The sequence below is a fragment of the Streptomyces sp. NPDC107559 genome (assembly GCF_055657365.1).
The window spans coordinates 1412464-1432941 of record NZ_JBVKBD010000001.1; the positions used below are offsets into that span (position 1 = coordinate 1412464).

Consider the following 20478-nt stretch of genomic DNA (forward strand, 5'->3'; position numbering starts at 1 on the left):
ACCAGCCCATGTCAGCAAGCCCCAGCTCCTCCCTGCCGCCGGTGCGGCTGCATCCCGAAGCGGAGCTGGCGCGGGACGCCCTGTCCACGCCGTTGCTCTCGCGGGCCGCGCGGCTCGCCCGCTGGGCCGGTCCCGAGACCCGGGTCGAGGCCGGGGGCGTACTCGTCGAGGAGCAGCTGCCAGCGGCCGCCGAGGTCCTCGGCCTGACCGGTGACGACGCGGCCGCCCTGGCGAGCGAGGCCTGGCGGATCGCCGTGGACGCCGGACTCGTCGAGGTCGTGGACGAGGAGGCCGGCACCGTGGCCGCGGGCGAGGAGCTGGGCCTGCTGTTCGGCGGCTCGCCGCGCGACGTGCTCGACGTGTGGCTGGCCGCGCTGGAGGCGGTGCTGGCCGACGCGAGCGTCCCCGACCTGGACGAACTGATCGAGGCGATGGACGAGGGCGGCGAGGTCGACCTCTCCCGGCTGGACTGGGACGCCGAGGCGGAGGCCGAGTTCCTCGACGGCGTCCTCGGCAATCTCTACCTGCTCACGGTGAGCGAGGACGGACCCGGCGACGGCCCCGTACCGCTTCCCGCGCTCGCCGCGTCGATGATCGTGCCCGACGGCTCGCGCGAGCCCACCAACGACATGCTGGAGCAGGTCTCCGACGCCATGATGCGGCTGGACGAGCAGTTCCGGCTGCTGGAGCCGGTGGGGCTGGTGGACTACCGGCCGGTCGACGAGGCGCTGATGACGGACGCCGACGACACGGCCGCGCAGCCCTCGGCCTCGGTCGACGACACCGACGTCGCCCGCTACGGCATGGTCCGCCTCACCCCTCTGGGCTGCTACGGACTGCGCGCGCGGCTGCTGGACGCCGGCTTCGCGGCCCCGGCCGTGGGGGAGCTGTCCGACAAGGGCGCGGACGCGCTGCTCGACGGCACGGCCGCCTTCCCCCCGGCGGCGGCGCACGCCGAGACCCGGACCTGGCTCGCGCAGCGCGAACCTCTCGCCGCCGCGCACGAGTTGCTCGCGGCGGCGCGCGGCACCGACGACGGCGCACCCCTGCGGCGGCTGCGCTGCCAGCAGGCGCTGTCCCTGGTCGGCCCGGAGGCCGAACCGGCGCTGCGTGACGTGCTGGACGACGCCGAACTCGGCGGGCTCGCCCGGGTGTGGCTGAGCGAGCACGGGGTCGCCGACGTGCCCGTGCCGTCCCAGGCCATGGTCTTCTGGCTCACCATCGACACGGTCGCCGCACAGCTGGCGGCCGAGGGCAACTCCGAGGAGCTCCAGGCCCTCGTGGAGGGACTCGCGGAGCAGCACAGCGGTTTCTTCGCGGCCGCCTGGCGGGTGGACCACCCGGCCACGGCGGACGTGCTGGACGCGATGGGGCGCCTGCACCCGGACAAGAAGGTGGCCAAGGAAGCCCGGAAGGCGGCGTTCAAGGCGCGCTCGCAGCAGGGGTGAAGCCGCCCGGCAACGGTGCCGACCGAGGCAGTCCGGTGCCGACGCGGAAGCTTTCCGCGCCGGCGACGGCCGCACGGCGTTTCTTTGCCTCCTGTGGGGGAGGTCCGTACGGATTCATGGAACAGAGTCCGCATCGGACCACCGGTGTTCAACTCCCGTTCAGGCGAAAGCGGGACGGTTTCGCCGACACCGCGCTCGGCCACCCTCCACGGCAATCCACCGTCACAGGAGACACCATGTCGCTCACCCGCAGGGACTTCGCCAGGAAATCCGCGATCACCGGTGCCGGGGTCGCACTGGCGGGCAGCGTCGGCGCGCTGGCCACCGCGCCGAACGCCCTCGCGTCCACGGACACCGAGAGCGTGGGGGAGGAGTCGGCGCACGGGCACCACGGCGTCGGCTACGGACCGCTGATCCCCGACCCGGACGGACTCCTGGCCCTGCCGGCCGGATTCAAGTACCGCGTCATCACCTACAGCGGCCGCACCAAGCTGGAGTCCGGCGAGTTCACCCCCTCCAACCACGACGGCACCTCCACCTTCGACGGCCCCCGCGGTACGACCCTGCTGGTCAACAACCACGAGCTGGCCGGCCCGCGCGCCAACTGGCCGCACCCGGTGCCGCTCACCGAGGGCCTGGTCTACGACCCGGCGGCGGCCGGCGGCTGCACGGTCGTCGAGATCCGCCCCGGCGGCCATGTCGCCGAATGGGTCGGCATCGCCGGCACCGCCACCAACTGCGCCGGCGGCAACACCCCTTGGGGCACCTGGCTGACCTGCGAGGAGACCGAGGACCGCGCCGGGACCAACGGTTTCACCAAGGACCACGGCTACGTCTTCGAGGTCGACCCCGCCGACCGCCGCGCCAACCGCGCACCCAAGCCCATCAAGGCGCTCGGCCGCTACGCCCACGAGGCCGTCGTCGTCGACCCCAAGCGCGGCCACCTCTACCTCACCGAGGACGCGTCCAACCCCAACGGCCTGCTGTACCGCTGGACCCCGCCCGAGGACCACTGCCACGGTCACGGCCGGCTGCGCGGCCTCGGCGACGACGCGGGCACCCTCCAGGCCTTCAAGTGCTTCGACTCCGGCGGCAGGTTCGTCGACGACCTCTCCCGCGCCACCAAGATCGGCACGGTGTACGGCGTCGACTGGGTCGACGTGCCCGACCGTGACGCGAAGACGGTCTCGGTGCGCAAGCAGTTCGCCGCCGGTGAGGTCACCCGCGCCCGCAAGCTCGAAGGCATGTGGTGGGGCGACGGCGGCACGTACATCGTCTCCTCCTACGCCCGTACCGAGAGCCCCGTCCAGCACGACGGCGCGGTCTGGTTCTACGACCCCAAGCGGCGCACCCTCACCCTGAAGGTCCTGCTCGGCGTCAACCCCGACCCGTCCGTCGACGGCGCCTTCGACGGCCCCGACAACATCACCGTCTCCCCGTACGGCGGTCTCGTCATCGCCGAGGACGGCGAGGGCGTCCAGCACCTGTTCGGCGCGACCGACAGCGGCCGTACGTACCCCATCGCCCGTAACGAGCTGAACATCGGCACGGCGGAGAAGCCCGAATACAGCGAGTTCACCGGCGTCACCTTCTCGCCCGACGGCAGGACGCTCTTCGCCAACATCCAGACCCCCGGCATCATGCTGGCCATCACCGGGCCCTGGAAGCGGCAGAAGCGCGGCTAGTTAATTCGCTCGCCCGTCCCGCGGTACGCCTCCTAGAGTGATGCATGTCCAGGTGCGAAGGCAGGACCTACTTCCACTCATAATGGGGCGGCCGCGGGTTCGAGTCCCGCCATCGGTACAACAGGCCGGTGTAGCTCAGGGGTTAGAGCACCTACGTCGGTTCCGCCGGCTTCGATCTCTGGACACCACAACTTCATGCACCTCCCGGTGCGCGGGCTGCGGCTACTTCTCTTTCAAAGAATCCATGCCGCAGCCGACTTGATCTCGGGAGGCGCGGCTCAAGGTGGGTGCCCGGTGCGCGGACAGCGGATACTTCGGGAACTGGTGGGGTTGCATGCCTCGTGCGGGTTCGAATCCCGTCATCGACTTCGGGTCGGTGTGGCGGAAACGGAAGACGCGCCAGTTGATAAGCGCCGCCGTCGAATTCGACCTCGGACACCTTCCTTCTGCCGTGCCTCCCTCCGGAACCCGACTGGAAAGTCGGGCAGGAATTCGGGGGAATTCACCATGGCGCGATTCAACATCCGTACCGCGAAGGCGCAGCCCACCTCGCGGGTGACATCCACGGGCCGGGTGCTGCGCACCCATCAGGGCGGCCGCGGCCAGGAGCGCGACGCGCGCTCCGAGCTCTTTCTGCTCGCGCTGTCCAACTTCGTCTCCCAGCAGACCTTCTACGAGACCGGTGCCGACCGCGACGACCGGTTCGCCCGGCTGGTGCACGAACTCGCCGTCACCGATCCCGAGTGGACGGCCGGCCTGCTCGGCTGGTTGCGCGGGGAGGGCAACATGCGTACCGCCGCGATCGTGGGCGCCGCCGAGTACGTGAAGGCGCGGCTGGACGCCGGGGCGGCCGACGGTCCCTCGAACCGGCAGGTCGTGGCCGGTGTGCTCCAGCGCCCGGACGAGCCCGGCGAGCTGCTCGCCTACTGGACCTCGCAGTACGGCCGCAACGTCCCGAAGCCCGTCAAGCGCGGGATCGCCGACGCCGTACGACGCCTCTACAGCGGCAAGTCGCTGCTGAAGTACGACACCGCGTCCAAGGGATACCGCTTCGGCGACATCCTCAACCTGGTGCACGCGGCACCGGACCCCGGCAAGCCGTGGCAGGGCGACCTGTTCCGGTACGCGCTGGACCGGCGCCACAACCCGGACACGGCCGTCGTCCCCAAGTCGCTGCCCGTGCTCGCCGCCCACCGCGACCTGATGGCGCTGCGGCCCGCCAAGCGGCGCAAGGTCGTGACCGGAGCGCAGGGGGCGCAGCGTCTGGCGGAGGCCGGGATGACCTGGGAGGCGCTGGCCGGCTGGCTCCAGGGCCCGATGGACAAGGCGGCCTGGGAGGCCGTCATCCCCTCCATGGGTGTCATGGCGCTCGTCCGCAACCTGCGCAACTTCGACGAGGCCGGTGTCGGTGACGAGGTGGCGGCCCGGGTCGCCGCGAAGATCAGTGACCCGGCGGAGGTCGCGCGTTCGCGGCAGTTCCCCTTCCGCTACCTCGCGGCCCACCAGCACGCGCCGTCGCTGCGCTGGGCGTACCCGCTGGAGCAGGCGCTCGGCCACTCGCTGGCCAACGTGCCCGCGCTGCCCGGGCGGACCCTGGTCCTCGTGGACCGTTCGGGCTCGATGTTCTACTCGCGGCTGTCGGAGCGTTCCGAGCTCACCCGGGCCGACGCGGCGGCGGTCTTCGGCACGGCGCTCGCGCTGCGGGCGGCGGACGCGGACCTCGTCGAGTTCGGCACCACCAGCAAGCGGGTGGAGTTCGGCGCGGGCGAGTCCGTGCTCAAGGTCATCGGACGGTTCGGCGACCTGGGCGGCACCAACACGACCGAGGCGGTCCGCACGCACTACAAGAAGCACGACCGGGTCCTCATCGTCACGGACGAGCAGGCCGCGTACAGCCACTACGGCGACCCGACCCAGCAGGTGCCGGCGCACGTTCCGGTCTACACGTGGAACCTCGCCGGTTACCGCGCGGGCCACGGCCCCTCGGGGAAGGGCAACCGGCACACCTTCGGGGGGCTCTCGGACGCGGCCTTCCGGGTGGTTCCGCTGCTGGAGAAGGCGCGGGACGCGGACTGGCCGTGGGCGCAGGCCGGCTGAGGTCCGAGGCCTCGGGGCGGCAGCCTTCGGGGCCGAGCCGTGGGCGCGGCCCGTACTCCGGTACGGGCCGCGTTCCCGCGTGTGCCGGGTCCGGCCGGAAGCCGCCGCCCGAAGGATCTTCTAGGCGCCGCGCTCGTGGCGGGCGCCGGTGATCACGAACGCCGACACCAGCAGCGCGGTCAGTGCGATCAGCGCGCCCGCGCCGAACGCGTCGGCCGCGCCCTCGGTGAGGACGGCGGCGGGCGAGCCGGTCGTGTGCCGGGTCGCCGTGCCGAACACCGTGACCAGGACGGACAGTCCGAGGGTGCCGCCGAGCCACTGGAAGGTCTGGAGCAGCCCGGAGGCGGCGCCCGCCTCGTGCGGTGCGACGCCCGCGAGGATCGTCACGTTCAGCGGCATGAAACTCAGGCCGACGCCCACGCCGATCAGCAGCAGCGGCCCCAGCAGCCCGGCCGCGTAGCCGTCACCGGGGTGCAGCCGCCACAGCCATCCGGCCGCCACGATGATCAGGGACATGCCGGTGAGCAGGACCGGCTTGGCGCCGAAGCGGGCCAGCAGCCGGGGCACGAAGCGCACGGTGGTGAACATCGCCAGGGTCATCGGCAGAAAGGCGAACCCCGCCCGCAGCGGGCTGTAGCCGAGGACCTGCTGGCTGATCAGGGTGAGGAAGTAGAAGGCGCCGAACATGCCCGCGGGCAGCAGCAGCACGCCCGCGTAGCCGCCGGAGCGGTTCCTGCTCGCGAACAGCCGCAGCGGCAGGACCGGTTGCGGGGCGCGGGCCTCGATCAGGATGAAGCCGGCCAGCAGGGCCGCCGCCGCGCCGAAGCCGAGCTGTGCCCGAGGGTCGCTCCAGCCGTCCGAGGAGACCCGGATGAACGCGTAGACGAGGCCGGACATCCCGGCCGTGCCGGTCAGCGCGCCCGCCGTGTCGAAGCGGCCCGCGTGCCGGGGGGTCTCTGTCACGAAGCGGGGGAGGGCCACGGCGACGCCGATGCCGATCGGCACGTTGATCACCAGGGCCCAGCGCCAGGAGGCCCAGGAGGTGAGCAGGCCGCCGAGCAGCAGACCCACGGAGGCGCCGATGCCCGCCATGGAGGAGTAGACACCCAGGGCGTGGTGCCGGCGCGGGCCCTCCGGGAAGTTGGTGGTGATCAGTGCCAGGGTGCTGGGGGCGATCAGTGCGGCGCCGACGCCCTGGAGCGTGCGCGCGGCGGTCAGCCAGAGGCTCTCGCCGGCGAGACCGCCCAGCAGCGAGGAGGCGGCGAAGACCAGGACGCCCACGGTGAGGGTGCGGCGCCGTCCCGCGATGTCGCCGATCCGCCCGCCGAGCAGCAGCAGGCCGCCGAAGGCGAGGGTGTAGGCGTTGAGCACCCAGGACAGGCCGGTGGGGGAGAAGCCGAGGTCCCGCTGGATGTCGGGGAGGGCGACGTTCACCACGGTGGAGTCGACACCGACCATGAGATAGGAGGTGACGATGACGAGGAGGGCAGTGCTTGCTCGGGCGGTCCCCCCGGGTAAGGCGGACGCCTCGGCGGCTTCCGGGCGGGCGGACGGTGCGGGAGGGGTGGACGGGGTGGACATGGGGCACTCCCTGTCTGGTGTCCCCGGGTGATGTGATGGACCATGCGGGCAGCACGGACTGCCCGCAGAGATAAGCGGGGACTGTCTCCGTTTAGTGCTCGTCAAGATACGGAGAGAGTCCCCGGTTTGCAAGGAGTGACGGGATGACGCAGGTCAAACCCATGCGCGCGGACGCTCGGCGCAACTATGAGCGGTTGCTGAAGGTGGCGGCCGAGGCCTTCGCCGAGCACGGGGAGCGCGCGTCGCTGGACGACATCGCCAAGCGGGCCGGCGTCGGTTCCGGCACGCTCTACCGCCACTTCCCGACGCGGCAGGCGCTGCTGGAGGCCGCGTACGTGGACCGCATCGAGGCACTGGCGGTGCGGGCCGGTGAACTCGCCGACGAGCTGCCCCCCGGCGAGGCGCTGGTGGAGTGGCTGAACGAGCTGTGTGTCGGCACGATCCAGGTGCGCGGCATGAAGGCCCTGCTGGGCTCGGCCGTCACGGACGGCAGCGTGGCCGCGGTGACCGCGTGCGCCACCTCCATGAAGGGCGCGGCGGCGCGGCTGGTCGAGGCCGCGCAGGAGGCGGGGGCGCTGCGGCGGGACGTCGAGCCGATCGACGTGCTGCGGCTGGCCCACGGCGTGGCGACGGCATCGGAACTGGCCAACGGGCAGGGGGAGTCCATCCGCCGGTACGTCGCCCTGCTGACGGAGGGCTTGCGGGCGTAGCCGGGAGGGTGGGCGGTGGAGGGGCTCGTACGACCTCTGCCGAGCCCCTTGCCGCCGTGCGTGCCCCGTGCGGGGCCGGAACGTCTACAGGGCCTCGGCCGCCGGCTTGACCATGTTCCGTACCGTGCGTGCCTTGACGAAGTCGCCCATGGCGGTCATCTCCCACTCGCCGGAGAACTGCTTGATCAGCTTCGCCATCAGCACGCCCGTCTGCGGCTCGGCGTTGGTGAGGTCGAAGCGGACGAGTTCCTCGCCGGTGGCGGCGTCCAGCAGCCGGCAGTAGGCCTTGGCGACCTCGGTGAACTTCTGGCCGGAGAACGAGTTGACCGTGAAGACCAGACCGGTGACCTCCTGCGGCAGACGGCCGAGGTCGACGACGATCACCTCGTCGTCACCGCCGCCCTCGCCGGTCAGGTTGTCGCCGGAGTGCTTGATGGCGCCGTTGACGATGGAGAGCTTGCCGAAGTAGCAGCTGTCGATGTGGTTGCGCTGCGGGCCGTACGCGATGACCGAGGCGTCGAGGTCGATGTTCTTGCCGCGGTACGCCGGTTCCCAGCCGAGGCCCATCTTGACCTGGGAGAGCAGCGGGCGGCCGTTCTTGACCAGGGAGACGGTCTGGTTCTTCTGGAGGCTGACCCGGCCCTTGTCGAGGTTGATCTTCCCGGTGCCGGGCGGGGCCGCGGGCGGCGCCGGGGGAGCGGGCGGGGCGGGCGGGGCGCCCCAGGGCTGCGCGGCGGGCGGCGGCGGGGCGGCCGGCTGCGCGGGCACGGGCGGGGTGACCGGCTGGGCGGGCGGGGCGGCCGCGGCGGGCTCCTCGACCGACACGCCGAAGTCGGTGGCGATGCCGGCCAGCCCGTTCGCGTACCCCTGGCCGACCGCGCGTGCCTTCCAGGCGCCGTTGCGCAGGTAGACCTCCACGACCACCAGGGCCGTCTCGGTGCCGAGCTGCGGCGGCGTGAACGTGGCCAGGACGCTGTTGTCGTCGGCGTTGCGGATCGTGGCCGTGGGCTCGATGCCCTGGAAGGTCTGGCCCGCGGCGTCCGGACTGGCGGTGATGACGATCTTCTCGATGCCCGGGGGCACCGCGGAGGTGTCGACCGTGATCGCGTCGGGGGCCGCGCCACCGCCGGAGCGGTAGGTCACGCCGGGTCCGCTCGGCTGGTTGTAGAAGATGAAGTCGTCGTCGGAGCGCACCTTGCCGTCGGCGGTGAGCAGCAGGCCCGATACGTCGAGCCGCACCGGAGCGGCCACGTCCACCGTCACGCGGGCGGCGGACAGGGGGATGTTCGAGCCAGGCGTCATAGCTGTCATGCCGGGTGAACGAGCGGACCCGCTTTACCGTTCCCTTACCTGAAGGCCAATCGAGTAGGGCGTTTCCCGGTCAGTACGGCCAGATCGGCGGATCGCTGACGAAGTGGCCGCCCAGGCAGGCCTGCGCGATGTCCGCCGGGTCCAGCTCGCCCTGCTCGGCGATCAGTTTCTCGGCGTACGGCTCGGAGTCGTCCTGCGGCTCGTAACCGAGCGCCCGCGCGCTCGACAGGTCCCACCACAGGCGCGTGTTGGCGGAGGAGCCGTAGACCACCGTGTGGCCGACGTGCTCGGCGGTCAGGGCCGCGTGGAAGAGGCGGGCGCCGTCGGCGGGGCTCATCCAGACCGACAGCATGCGCACGCTGGTGGGCTCCGGGAAGCAGGAGCCGATGCGTACCGAGACGGTCTCCAGGCCGTGCTTGTCCCAGTAGAGCTGGGCCAGGTCCTCGCCGAAGGACTTGGACAGGCCGTAGAAGGTGTCCGGGCGGCGCGGGGTGTCCACCGGGATCAGCGGATCGTCCCCGCGGGGTGCGGGGGTGAAGCCGACGGCGTGGTTGGAGGACGCGAAGACGATGCGTCCGACGCCCTCCTCGCGGGCGGCCTCGTACAGGTTGTAGGTCCCCTCGACGTTCGCCCTGAGGATCTTCTCGAAGGGGGCTTCCAGGGAGATGCCCGCGAGGTGGATGATCGCGTCGACGCCCCGGACGGCCTCCCGCAGGGCCTCCCGGTCGGCGAGGTCCGCGGTGATCGCGTCCGGCTCGCCCTCGACGGGGAGCAGGTCGAACAGCCGGAGCGGGTGGCCGTGGGCCGGCAGCAGCTCGCGCATCAGGGTGCCGAGCCCGCCGGCGGCGCCGGTGAGCAGAACGGTGCGGGGAGCGGGCATCCTCGGGTCTCCTTGGGTCCGCCGCCTGGGACAGGTGGCCGCATGTGTGGACTGCATTCACACTCGTGGACACGCTAAGGATGGTCGACGTATCCCGTCAAGTGTGACGAGAGCCTGCCGGATTCGTTTCTGTATTGCGGAGATGCGTGCTTGACCGGCCCTGATGAGGCTCCTTAGGGTACGAGTGTTCAGAAATGTAGACATGGATCAGAAACGTGAGCGCGCTTCGGAAACGTGAGCGCCTGTCCCAGGGAGAGCCCGTGACACCAGCCCCCCTCGCCGCCCGGCTCGGCGTCCCCAGCGGGCCGCTGTTCTTCCCCGTCACCCCCTACGGTCCCGACGGCTCCGTCGACCTCGACGTCTACGCCGCGCATGTGCGCCGCGGGGTCGAGGCCGGTGCCGCCGCCGTCTTCGCCTGCTGCGGCACCGGCGAGTTCCACGCCCTGACGCCCGAGGAGTTCTCGGACTGCGTACGGGCAGCCGTGGCGGCGGTCGAAGGGCGGGTGCCGGTGGTCGCGGGCGCCGGGTACGGCACCGCCCTGGCCGTCCGCTACGCGCGGCTCGCGCAGGAGGCCGGCGCGGACGGACTGCTGGCCATGCCGCCGTACCTGGTGGTCGCCGGACAGGAGGGCCTGCTGCGGCACTACCGCGAGCTGGCCGCCGCCACGGACCTGCCCGTCGTCGTCTACCAGCGCGACAACGCCGTGTTCACCCCGGAGACCGTGGTCGCGCTGGCCCGTACGGAAGGGATCATCGGCCTCAAGGACGGCCTCGGCGACCTGGACCTGATGCAGCGCATCGTGAGCGCCGTACGGACCGAGGCGCCCGGCGACTTCCTGTACTTCAACGGGCTGCCGACCGCCGAGCAGACCCAGCTCGCCTACCGCGCCCTCGGCATCACCCTCTACTCCTCCGCCGTCTTCTGCTTCGCCCCGGAGATCGCGCTCGCCTTCCACCGTGCGCTGCGCTCGGACGACGACGCCCTGGCGAACCGCCTCCTGGACGGCTTCTACCGCCCCTTCGTCGAACTGCGCGCCCAGGGCCGCGGCTACGCCGTCTCCCTGGTCAAGGCCGGTGTACGGCTGCGCGGGCTCGACGTGGGGGAGGTGCGGCCGCCGCTGCACGAGCCGTCCGAGGACCACGTCAAGCAGCTCGCCCAGGTGATCGAACGCGGCTACGCGCTGCTGGAGGAGGACCGGTGACCGCATCGGCGTTCCTCTACCCCTGGGACGTCAACGGCGATCCCGCGGCGCCGGCGCGCGTCGCCGGGCTCGGCGTCCGGCAGGTCACCCTCGCCTCCGCCTACCACTCCACCCGCGCCCTGACCCCGCGCCACCCCCGGCACCGCGTCGTCACCGCCGAGCACGCGGCCGTGCTCTACCCCCTCGGCGACCGCTGGGCGGACCGCACCCTGCGCCCCTGCCCGGCCGGGGACTGGGCCCCCGGCGACGCCTGGGGCGAGGCCGCCGACGCGCTCGCGAACGCCGGCCTGGAGGTGCACACCTGGGTGGTCCTCGCCCACAGCTCCCGTCTGGGCGCCGAACACCCGGACACCTCGGTCGTCAACGCCTACGGCGATCGCTACCCGTGGGCGCCGTGCATCGCGCAGCCCGCCACGCGCGCGTACCTGGTCGACCTGGCGGCCGAGGCCGCGGTACGCCCGGGGGCGCGCGGCACCGAGCTGGAGTCCCTGGGCTGGTACGGGCTGCCCCATCTGCACGCCCACGACAAGACCGGCGGGGTCGCCCTCGGGGGGGCCGGGCAGTACCTGATGGCCCTGTGCTTCTGCCCTGCCTGCCGGGCCGGGTACGAGCAGCGGGACCTGGACCCGGACGCGCTCGCGGCCTCCGTGCGCGACGCCCTGGAGCCGCTGTGGCGGGGCCGGGGAGAGGAGGCCGGCGGCTGGGCGGGGGTCGTGAAGCTGCTCGGTGAGACGTACGCGGACGCCACGCGCGCGTGGCGCGACACCACCGCCCGCACGCTCCAGGAGGCCGCGGTCGCCGGCGTCCGCGCGGCCGCGCCAGACGGCTTCCAGGTGCTGCTGCACGCGGACCCGGTGTCGTACCACTGCGGCGCGAACGCGGGCGTCGACCCCGCGCACATCCTCGCCGTCGCGGACGGCGTGGTCGTGCCCTGCACGGGCGGCCCCGGCCTGCTCGCGCCCTTCGCCGGGCAGGGGCGGCGGGCGGCGGTCGTCGCGGCCAACCTCACCGTGGTCTCCGGGATGGGCGGCAGCCCGCACACCCTGGCGGCCGACGCGGCACGGGCGCGGGAGCTGGGCGCCACCGAACTGCGCCTCTACCACGCGGGGCTGGCGTCGGACGCGGACCTGGCGGCGATGCGCCGGGCACTCACCGGGCGCTGAGCCGAGGGGACGGTACGGGAGCTGGGAGAGGGACGGCACGGGACCCGGGAGAGCGATGAGTTCCGGAGGCGGCGCCGGTCCACCCCTTCAGGCACATCACTCTCCCAAGGAGCAACCATGACCGACACCGGCACCGGCACCGACACCGGCGCGGACGTCACGGCCCTCGACCTCGGACCGCAGACCCGGATCGTGGCGGCCCTGGCGGCGGGCGTGCGCGACGAGCAGCTCGCGGACGGCACGCCGTGCCCGGACTGCGCCGTACGCGCCATGCTGGGGCACCTGTCCGGCCTGTCCGTCGCCTTCCGCGACGCCGCGCGCAAGGACTTCGGCGCCACCACCGACACCGCCCCGGACCCGGCCGCCGCCGACATCGGCCCCGACTGGCGCGAGCGACTGCCCGAGGTGCTCGACGCACTCGCCGAGGCCTGGCGCGACCCCGCCGCCTGGACCGGCATGACCCGCGCGGGCAGCGTGGACCTGCCCGCCGCGGTCGCCGCCGCCGTCGTCGCCGACGAACTGGTCGTCCACGGCTGGGACCTGGCGCGGGCGACCGGCCAGGAGTACGAGCCCGACCCGGCCGCGCTCCGGGCGTCGTACGACTTCCTCCTCGCCGTGGCCGAGGACCCGCGGCGTGCCGGTGGCGCCTTCGGGCCGGTCGTCCGGGTCCCGGACGGCGCCCCGCTCCTCGACCGGGTGGTGGGACTCAGCGGCCGGGACCCGGGCTGGAAGCCGTGACCGGCCCCGAGGACCGGTAGCCGTGGCCGGCCCCGAAGACCGCCAGCCGTGGCCGGCCCCGAAGACCGCCAGCCGTGGCCGGCCCCGAGGACCGGTAGCCGTGGCCGGCCCCGAGGACCGGTAGCCGTGGCCGACCCCGAGGACCGGTAGCCGTGACGGGCCCCGAAGACCGGCGGCCGTGGCGGACCCCGAAAACCGACAGCCGTGACAGACCGCGGAAAAGGGAGCGTTCGGGCGCCCGGAAACGTACCCTCCCGTCCATGCCCCTGAGCCTCACCGTCCTCGGCACCGCCTCCCCGCACCCGCAGCCCGGCCACCCCTGCTCCGGCCATCTGCTGCGCGGCGGCGGCGCCGAGGTCTGGGTCGACGCCGGCCCGGGAACCTTCGCAGAGTTGCAGCGGCACACCGATCCGGCGCGGCTCACGGCGATCTGGATCTCCCATCTGCACGCGGATCACAGCGCGGATCTGCTGTCCGCCGTCTACGCGTTCGCCTTCGGCGGGCTCATCCCGCCCGCCCCGATTCCCGTGTACGCCCCGCGGGACTGCGCCCGGCGGCTCGCCGGCTTCTTCGGACAGCCGGACACCCGTTTCCTGAGCGGCATCCTCGACTTCAGGCCCCTGCACGACGGTCATGTCGCACAGCACTGGAACCTGCGCCTCACCACGCGCGCGGTGGTCCACGACGCCGAGGCGTACGGGTTGCGCGCCGAGTGCCAGGGCAGTGTCCTCGCGTACTCCGGGGACAGCGGCCCCTGCGACGCGCTGACCGTACTCGCCCGCCGCGCGGACCTCTTCCTCTGCGAGGCCGACATCGACCGTCATCGCGAAGGCGAACGTCAGGTGCACCTCACGCCGGAGGACGCGGCCCGGTGCGCGAGGGGCGCGCGGGAACTCCTGATCACCCATGTGGGACCCACGCTCACCCGGGAGGCGGCCGTGGCGCGCGCCGCCGCGGTCTTCGGCGGCCGGACCTCCGCCGCCCGCGAGGGCGAGACAAGAACCTTCTGAGACGCCCACGGTGAGTTCCGGCAACCTCGACTTCCTTTGCCGGAAGCATTGACGAAACACAGGGCTCCTCCTACCTTCAACGCGTTGTACTTCGTACGTCATATATGAGACGCGATACATGAGATCCCATACGCGGGATCCGATACGTGAGATCCGAGAGGCGCGCATGACCGCTGTGCCCACGCCGATTCCCTCCCGCACCCAGTTCGTGCTGGAGGGGATCAAACACCGCATCCTCACCGGACAGCTGACGCCAGGTCAGGCCCTGGTCGAGACCGAACTCGCCGCGCAGTTCGGGGTGTCCAAGACCCCGGTGCGCGAGGCGCTCAAGACCCTGGCCGGCACCGGCCTCGTCGTGATGAACCAGTACAAGGGCGTCACGGTGCGCATGGTGGACGCGGACATGGCGCGCGAGGTCTACGACGTCCGGCTGCTCCTGGAGCCCGAGGCGCTGAAGCGCGCGGTGCGGCGCGGCGCCTCCCTGGACGCCGCGCGGGACGCGCTGACCCGGGCCGACGGCGCCACGGACACCGCCGAACGCTCCCTGGCCAACCGGGAGTTCCATCGCGCGCTCTACCTGCCGTGCGGCAACCCGCTGCTCGGCCGGATGCTCGACGAGGTCCGCGACCAGGCCGCCCTGGTCTCCGCCGTCGCCTGGGCCGCCTCGCCCTCCTGGGAGCAGGAGGCCGGTGAGCACCGGGAGATCCTGCGGCTCGCGCTCGCGGGGGACGCGCAGGGTGCGGCGAGCGCCCTGCACGCCCACATCGCCTCCTTCGTGCGGCGCGCGTTCCCGGAGGCGGCGGTGGAGGCGGCGACGGAACCGGACGCAAGGACTGGGGCAGCGGTGGCAGAGGAAGGGCAGGCATGAGCGGCGTGGCGTTCGAGAGCCAGCGGACGGCGCTGGCCGACGTGGTGGCGATCCCGGTGACCCCGTTCGCCGAGGACGGTTCCGTCGACCAGGCCGCCCACCGGGCCCTGCTGCGCCGTCTGGTCGACGGCGGGATCACCACCCTCACCCCCAACGGCAACACCGGCGAGTTCTACGCCCTCACCCCCGAAGAGCGGCGGCTGGTCACGGAGCTGACGGTCAGTGAGGCGGGGGGCCGGGCGACGGTCCTCGTGGGGGTCGGGCACGACATCCCCACCGCCGTCGCCTCCGCCCGGCACGCCCGGGAACTCGGCGCGCAGATGGTGATGGTGCACCAGCCCGTCCACCCCTACGTCGCCCAGCGCGGCTGGGTCGACTACCACCGTGCCGTCGCCGAGGCCGTGCCCGAGCTGGGCGTGGTCCCGTACATCCGCAACGCGCAGCTGACCGGTGCCCGGCTGGCCGAGCTCGCCGACGCCTGCCCGAACGTCATCGGCGTCAAGTACGCCGTCCCGGACGCCGCCCGCTTCGCCGCCTTCGCCCGTGACGCCGGGCTGGAGCGGTTCGTCTGGGTCGCCGGTCTCGCCGAGCCCTACGCCCCCTCGTACTTCTCGGCCGGAGCCACCGGCTTCACCTCCGGGCTGGTGAACGTCGCCCCCTCGGTCTCGCTGAACATGATCGAGGCGCTTCGGTCCGGCGACTACCCGGCAGCCATGAAGGTCTGGGAGCAGATCCGCCGCTTCGAGGAACTGCGTGCGGCGGGCGGCTCCGCCGACAACGTCACGGTCGTCAAGGAGGCCCTCGCCTCGCTCGGCCTGTGCCGCCGCGAGGTCCGCCCGCCCAGCAGGGTCCTGCCGGAGCCGGCCCGGGCCGAGGTCGCCGCCATCGCGGCCGGGTGGTCCCTGTGAGGCCCGGGGGCGAGCACCCGGTGAAGCGTCCGGAGGAGCTCAGGAGCCACCAGTGGTACGGCACCGACGGACTGCGCTCCTTCAGTCATCGCGCCCGCACCCGCCAGCTCGGCTACCTCCCCGAGGAGCACCTGGGCAAGCCGGTCGTCGCGATCCTCAACACCTGGTCCGACATCAACCCCTGCCATGTGCATCTGCGGGAGCGCGCCCAGGCGGTGAAGCGGGGGGTGTGGCAGGCGGGCGGCTTCCCGCTGGAGTTCCCGGTCGCCACGCTGAGCGAGACCTTCCAGAAGCCGACCCCGATGCTCTACCGCAACCTGCTCGCGATGGAGACCGAGGAGCTGCTGCGGTCGTACCCGGTGGACGGCGCCGTGCTGATGGGCGGCTGCGACAAGACCACGCCCGCCCTGCTGATGGGGGCGGCCTCGGTCGACCTGCCGACCGTCTTCGTGCCCGCCGGACCCATGCTGCCGGGCCACTGGCGCAACGAGGTCCTCGGTTCCGGCACCGACATGTGGAAGTACTGGGACGACAAGCGGGCCGGTCTCATCGGCGACTGCGAGATGCTCGAACTGGAGAACGGGCTCGCGCGCTCGCCGGGGCACTGCATGACGATGGGGACGGCGTCCACGCTGACGGCGGCGGCGGAGGCGCTCGGCGTGACGGTCCCGGGTGCGTCGAGCATTCCCGCCGTCGACTCGGGGCACGACCGGATGGCCGCCTCGTCCGGCATGCGGATCGTCGAACAGATCCACGCCGGCCGGAACCTCTCGGCGATCCTCACCCGCGAGGCCTTCGAGGACGCGGTCACCACCGTCCTCGGACTCGGCGGCTCCACCAACGCCGTCATCCATCTGATCGCCATGGCGGGCCGGGCCGGAGTCACCCTCACCCTCGACGACTTCGACCGCATCGCCCGCACGGTCCCCGTCCTCGCCGACGTCCGCCCCGGCGGCCGGAAGTACCTGATGGAGGACTTCCACTTCGCCGGGGGCCTGCCGGGCTTCCTCTCCCGCATCCCGGACCTGCTGCACCTGGACCGGCCCACGGTCTCGTACGACACCCTGCGCGAGCAGCTCTCCGGCGCCCGGGTGCACAACGACGACGTCATCCGGCCGCGAGGCAACCCGGTGGCGAGCGAGGGCGGGGTCGCGGTGCTGCGCGGCAACCTCTGCCCGGACGGCGCCGTCATCAAGCACATCGCCGCCGAGCCGCACCTGCTGCGGCACACCGGGCCAGCGGTCGTCTTCGACGACTACAGGACGATGCAGCGCACCATCAACGACCCGGAGCTCGGCATCACCGCCGACAGCGTCCTGGTGCTGCGCAACGCCGGCCCCAAGGGCGGTCCCGGCATGCCGGAGTACGGGATGCTGCCGATCCCCGACCACCTGCTGAAACAGGGGGTACGGGACATGGTGCGGATCTCCGACGCCCGGATGAGCGGGACGAGCTACGGCGCCTGCGTCCTGCACGTGGCACCGGAGTCGTACGTCGGCGGCCCGCTCGCCCTGGTCCGCACCGGCGACCCGATCACCCTGGACGTCGAGGCGCGCACGCTCCACCTCCATGTGGACGACGAGGAGCTGAAGCGGCGCAGGGCGGACTGGACGCCGCCGCCCGTGCGATACGAGCGCGGCTACGGCGCGCTCTACAACGAGCAGATCACCCAGGCCGACACCGGCTGCGACTTCGAGTTCCTGGCCCGGCCGGGCAAGGTGCCCGACCCGTACGCGGGGTGATGGCGGCCCGCCAGGCCCTTCGTACGACCGTTGAGCAAGCGCTTCCTGTCACCCGCAGTGCTCCGCATCTGACCCACCGCAAGCGAACGGAGAACAGTCATGGCCCAAGCCGCAGTCGTGGCGGAACCGCCCGCGCCACCCCGGCGGCGCCGTGCCTCCGCCACGCCCCGCAGGCTCCCGTACCTGCTGATCGCCCCGGCGGCGCTGCTGATGCTGGGCTTCATCGCCTACCCGGTCGTCAGCGTCTTCTACTACAGCCTCCAGAACTACAACCCCACCAAGCCCTGGCGGAACGGCTACGCGGGCCTCGACAACTTCGTCCACGCCTTCACCGACGACCCGCAGTTCTGGGACACGCTGACCTTCAGCGCCAAGTGGGTCGTGGTCGAGGTCGGACTGCAACTGCTGTGCGGGCTCGCGCTGGCGCTGATCGTCAACCAGACCTTCGTCGGCCGGGGGCTGGGCCGCGCGCTGGTCTTCTCCCCGTGGGCCGTCTCCGGCGTGCTGACCTCGGCGATCTGGGTGCTGCTCTACAACTCCCAGACGGGCATCACCCGTTACCTCGCCGACCTGGGCATCGGGGAGTACGGCACCAGCTGGCTGTCGGACACCTCCACGGTCTTCCCGGCGGCGGTCGTCGCCGACCTGTGGCGCGGTGTCCCCTTCTTCGCGATCCTCATCCTCGCCGACCTCCAGTCCGTCTCGAAGGACCTGTACGAGGCCGCCGAGGTCGACGGAGCGAGTCGGCTCAAGCAGTTCTGGCACATCACGCTGCCGCACCTGAAGGACGCGATCGTGCTGTCCACGCTGCTGCGCGCGGTCTGGGAGTTCAACAACGTCGACCTGCTCTACACCCTCACCGGCGGCGGCCCGGCCGGCGAGACCACGACGCTCCCGCTCTACATCGCCAACACCAGCGTCGACGCCCACAACTTCGGCTACGCGTCCGCGCTGACCACGGTCGCGTTCGTGATCCTGCTCTTCTGCTCGGTCGTCTACCTGCGGCTGAGCAAGTTCGGAGGCGAGGACAAGTGATCACCAAGGAGGCCACCGCGGCCGCCCCCGCCCCCGAGCGGCCGGCATCCCGGGCCCCGCGCCCCGCAAAGCACCGCCGGGCCTGGGACGAGGCCCCGCGCTGGCAGATATACCTCCCGCTCTCGGTCTATCTGCTCTTCACCCTGATCCCGTTCTACTGGATCCTGCTCTTCGCGCTGCGCCCGGCCGGATCGACCTCGCTGGTGCCCTGGCCGATGACCTTCGACCACTTCGAGAAGGTCTGGACGGAGCGCAGCTTCGGCACCTACTTCCAGAACAGCGTGCTCATCGGCGTGGCGACCCTGGTCCTGACCACCGTCGTCGCGCTGGCCGGCGGCTACGCGCTCGCCCGCTTCGACTTCAGGATCAAGCGGATCTTCATGCTGGCCCTGCTGTGCTCGCAGTTCGTCCCGGGCGCGCTGCTGCTGGTCCCGCTGTTCCAGGTGTTCGCCGAACTCCGGATGATCAACTCGCTGGGCAGTGTGATCCTCGCGGAGACGGTCTTCCAGCTGCCGCTGTCGATGATCCTGATCAGCGGCTTCATCCGCAACGTGCCCTACTCGCTGGAGGAGGCCGCCTGGGTCGACGGCTGCACCCGGCTCACCTCCTTCCGGATCGTCGTACTGCCGCTGCTGCGGCCCGGGTTGATCGCGGTCGGCTCCTTCGCCTTCGTGCACGCCTGGAACCACTTCCTGTTCGCCCTGATGTTCCTGTCCGACCAGAGCAAGCAGACCATCCCGGTCGGCCTCAACACCCTGATGAGCGCGGACAGCGTCGACCTGGGCGCCCTGGCGGCCGGCGGCATCATCGCGGCCGTGCCGGTGGTGATCGTGTTCGCCTTCATCCAGAAGTGGCTGATCACCGGCTTCAGCGCGGGGGCGGTGAAGGGATGAGCGGCCGTCACGTCACCGCGGGCGCACCGGTGCCCGTCGTCCTCGCCGGTGCGCGCGGCCACGGCCGCTGGCACCTCGGCAACATCCGCCGGCTCCAGGCCCGGGGAGTCGTCCGGCTGGCCGGGATCTGCGAGCTGACGCCGCTGACCGAGGACGAGATACCCGACGGCCTGGGCGCGCCCGAGCAGTCCGGCGACCTCGGCGCGCTGCTCGACTCCACGGGCGCCCGGATCGCCGTGATCTGCACGCCGATCCCGACCCACACCGACCTCGCGCTGACGGCCGCCGAACGGGGGGTGCACCTGCTCCTGGAGAAGCCGCCCGCCCCGTCCGAGGCCGAGTTCCGCCGGATGGCCGACGGGGTCGCGAAGGCCGGCGTCCGCTGCCAGATCGGCTTCCAGTCGCTGGGCTCGCACGCCCTGCCCGCGATCCGTGAACTGGTCGCGCAGGGGGCCGTCGGTACGGTCGCCGGGATCGGCGGCGCCGGTGCCTGGTCGCGTCCCGAGGCCTACTACCGGCGGGCGCCCTGGGCGGGCAGGCGGCGGCTGAACGGCGCCGACGTGGTCGACGGCGTCCTCACCAATCCGCTGGCGCACGCCGTGGCCACCGCGCTGGCCCTGGGCGGCGCCGACCGCGCCGAGGACGTCACCGGCATCGAGACCGAACTGCTGCGGGCCAACGACATCGAGTCCGACGACACCTCGTGCGTGCGCGTCACCACCGCGCAGGGCCGCCCGGTCACCGTCGCCGCGACCCTGTGCGCCGCCGAGCCCGACGAACCGTACGTCGTCGTGCACGGCAGCCGCGGCCGGATCACCTTCTGGTACAAGCAGGACCGGGTGCTGCTGCAACGGGCCGGCCACGGCCCGCAGGAGTACGAGTACGGCCGTACGGACCTGCTGGAGAACCTGGTCGGACACCTCACCGAGGGGACCGCGCTGCTCGTGCCGCCGGCCGCGACCGGCGCGTTCATGAAGGTCGTCGAGGCGATCCGGCTGGCCCCCGATCCGGCCCCGCTGCCCGACACCGCCTGGCAGCGGCTCCCCGCCGAGGGCCGCCGGGTGGTCCCCGGCGTCGAGGGACTGGTCGCGGCCGCCGCCGACACCCTCGCCCTCTACTCCGAACTGGACGCCCCCTGGGCGTGCCCCACGAAGGACCCGCACGCCCCCGACGCACCGCGCACGGATGAGGTGAGTGCCCGATGACG

General features: G+C 72.3%; 17 protein-coding genes and 1 tRNA gene. 15 read left to right on the top strand and 3 right to left on the bottom strand.

What is annotated here, in order from left to right:
- Positions 1 to 8 precede the first annotated feature (8 nt).
- The 4 genes from ACZ7OY_RS06080 to ACZ7OY_RS06095 all read left to right on the top strand — a co-directional run bounded on the left by ACZ7OY_RS06080 (position 9) and on the right by ACZ7OY_RS06095 (position 5230).
- A complete protein-coding gene (locus ACZ7OY_RS06080) occupies positions 9 to 1448 on the top strand; it encodes a hypothetical protein (RefSeq protein WP_471910230.1) in 1440 nt (479 codons plus the stop codon).
- Between the two features lie 236 nt (positions 1449 to 1684).
- Positions 1685 to 3133 (top strand): alkaline phosphatase PhoX, encoded by a 1449-nt coding sequence (locus ACZ7OY_RS06085; protein ID WP_471910231.1) that lies wholly within the window; start codon positions 1685 to 1687, stop codon positions 3131 to 3133.
- Positions 3134 to 3178: 45 nt separating this feature from the next.
- A tRNA-Met gene (locus ACZ7OY_RS06090) sits at positions 3179 to 3248 on the top strand.
- A gap of 392 nt (positions 3249 to 3640) precedes the next feature.
- Positions 3641 to 5230 carry a TROVE domain-containing protein gene (locus ACZ7OY_RS06095; protein ID WP_471910232.1) on the top strand — a complete coding sequence of 530 codons (1590 nt, stop codon included), beginning with the start codon at positions 3641 to 3643 and terminating at the stop codon, positions 5228 to 5230.
- Between the two features lie 120 nt (positions 5231 to 5350).
- Here ACZ7OY_RS06095 and ACZ7OY_RS06100 read toward each other — a convergent pair whose 3' ends face one another.
- The gene (locus tag ACZ7OY_RS06100) at positions 5351 to 6811 is read right to left on the bottom strand and encodes an MFS transporter (RefSeq protein ID WP_471910233.1); all 1461 of its coding nucleotides are present in this window, start codon (positions 6809 to 6811) and stop codon (positions 5351 to 5353) included.
- Between the two features lie 143 nt (positions 6812 to 6954).
- On the opposite strand from ACZ7OY_RS06100, the gene ACZ7OY_RS06105 reads away from it, so the two are divergent.
- Positions 6955 to 7521, top strand: coding sequence for a TetR/AcrR family transcriptional regulator (locus ACZ7OY_RS06105; RefSeq protein ID WP_351617069.1), 567 nt, complete (start codon positions 6955 to 6957; stop codon positions 7519 to 7521).
- Positions 7522 to 7605: 84 nt separating this feature from the next.
- Here ACZ7OY_RS06105 and ACZ7OY_RS06110 read toward each other — a convergent pair whose 3' ends face one another.
- The gene (locus ACZ7OY_RS06110; protein WP_471910234.1) at positions 7606 to 8823 is read right to left on the bottom strand and encodes a TerD family protein; all 1218 of its coding nucleotides are present in this window, start codon (positions 8821 to 8823) and stop codon (positions 7606 to 7608) included.
- 79 nt (positions 8824 to 8902) lie between these two features.
- Positions 8903 to 9712, bottom strand: a complete 810-nt coding sequence (locus ACZ7OY_RS06115) for an NAD-dependent epimerase/dehydratase family protein (protein ID WP_471910235.1) — start codon at positions 9710 to 9712, stop codon at positions 8903 to 8905.
- A gap of 260 nt (positions 9713 to 9972) precedes the next feature.
- Between ACZ7OY_RS06115 and ACZ7OY_RS06120 the strand changes: the two genes are divergently transcribed.
- The 10 genes from ACZ7OY_RS06120 to ACZ7OY_RS06165 all read left to right on the top strand — a co-directional run bounded on the left by ACZ7OY_RS06120 (position 9973) and on the right by ACZ7OY_RS06165 (position 20476).
- Positions 9973 to 10914 carry a 5-dehydro-4-deoxyglucarate dehydratase gene (locus ACZ7OY_RS06120; RefSeq protein ID WP_471910236.1) on the top strand — a complete coding sequence of 314 codons (942 nt, stop codon included), beginning with the start codon at positions 9973 to 9975 and terminating at the stop codon, positions 10912 to 10914.
- On the top strand, positions 10911 to 12077 hold the full coding sequence (locus ACZ7OY_RS06125; RefSeq protein WP_471910237.1) for a hypothetical protein: 1167 nt from the start codon (positions 10911 to 10913) through the stop codon (positions 12075 to 12077). The genes ACZ7OY_RS06120 and ACZ7OY_RS06125 overlap by 4 nt, the downstream gene beginning before the upstream one ends.
- Positions 12078 to 12194: 117 nt before the next feature.
- Complete coding sequence (locus ACZ7OY_RS06130; protein WP_471910238.1) at positions 12195 to 12815, top strand: TIGR03086 family metal-binding protein; 621 nt, start codon at positions 12195 to 12197, stop codon at positions 12813 to 12815.
- 260 nt (positions 12816 to 13075) lie between these two features.
- Positions 13076 to 13825: an MBL fold metallo-hydrolase gene (locus ACZ7OY_RS06135; RefSeq protein WP_471910239.1), complete on the top strand. Its 750-nt coding sequence runs from the start codon at positions 13076 to 13078 to the stop codon at positions 13823 to 13825.
- Between the two features lie 166 nt (positions 13826 to 13991).
- Positions 13992 to 14693 carry a GntR family transcriptional regulator gene (locus ACZ7OY_RS06140; protein WP_471910240.1) on the top strand — a complete coding sequence of 234 codons (702 nt, stop codon included), beginning with the start codon at positions 13992 to 13994 and terminating at the stop codon, positions 14691 to 14693.
- Complete coding sequence (locus ACZ7OY_RS06145; RefSeq protein WP_471910241.1) at positions 14690 to 15601, top strand: dihydrodipicolinate synthase family protein; 912 nt, start codon at positions 14690 to 14692, stop codon at positions 15599 to 15601. The genes ACZ7OY_RS06140 and ACZ7OY_RS06145 overlap by 4 nt, the downstream gene beginning before the upstream one ends.
- A gap of 20 nt (positions 15602 to 15621) precedes the next feature.
- Positions 15622 to 17343 carry an L-arabinonate dehydratase gene (araD, locus tag ACZ7OY_RS06150; protein ID WP_471910242.1) on the top strand — a complete coding sequence of 574 codons (1722 nt, stop codon included), beginning with the start codon at positions 15622 to 15624 and terminating at the stop codon, positions 17341 to 17343.
- A 99-nt stretch (positions 17344 to 17442) separates the two neighbouring features.
- Positions 17443 to 18378 carry a carbohydrate ABC transporter permease gene (locus ACZ7OY_RS06155; RefSeq protein ID WP_384724836.1) on the top strand — a complete coding sequence of 312 codons (936 nt, stop codon included), beginning with the start codon at positions 17443 to 17445 and terminating at the stop codon, positions 18376 to 18378.
- Positions 18375 to 19271 (top strand): carbohydrate ABC transporter permease, encoded by an 897-nt coding sequence (locus ACZ7OY_RS06160; protein WP_471910243.1) that lies wholly within the window; start codon positions 18375 to 18377, stop codon positions 19269 to 19271. Before ACZ7OY_RS06155 ends, ACZ7OY_RS06160 begins: the two co-directional genes overlap by 4 nt.
- Complete coding sequence (locus tag ACZ7OY_RS06165) at positions 19268 to 20476, top strand: Gfo/Idh/MocA family protein (RefSeq protein ID WP_471910244.1); 1209 nt, start codon at positions 19268 to 19270, stop codon at positions 20474 to 20476. Before ACZ7OY_RS06160 ends, ACZ7OY_RS06165 begins: the two co-directional genes overlap by 4 nt.
- Positions 20477 to 20478: the final 2 nt, after the last annotated feature.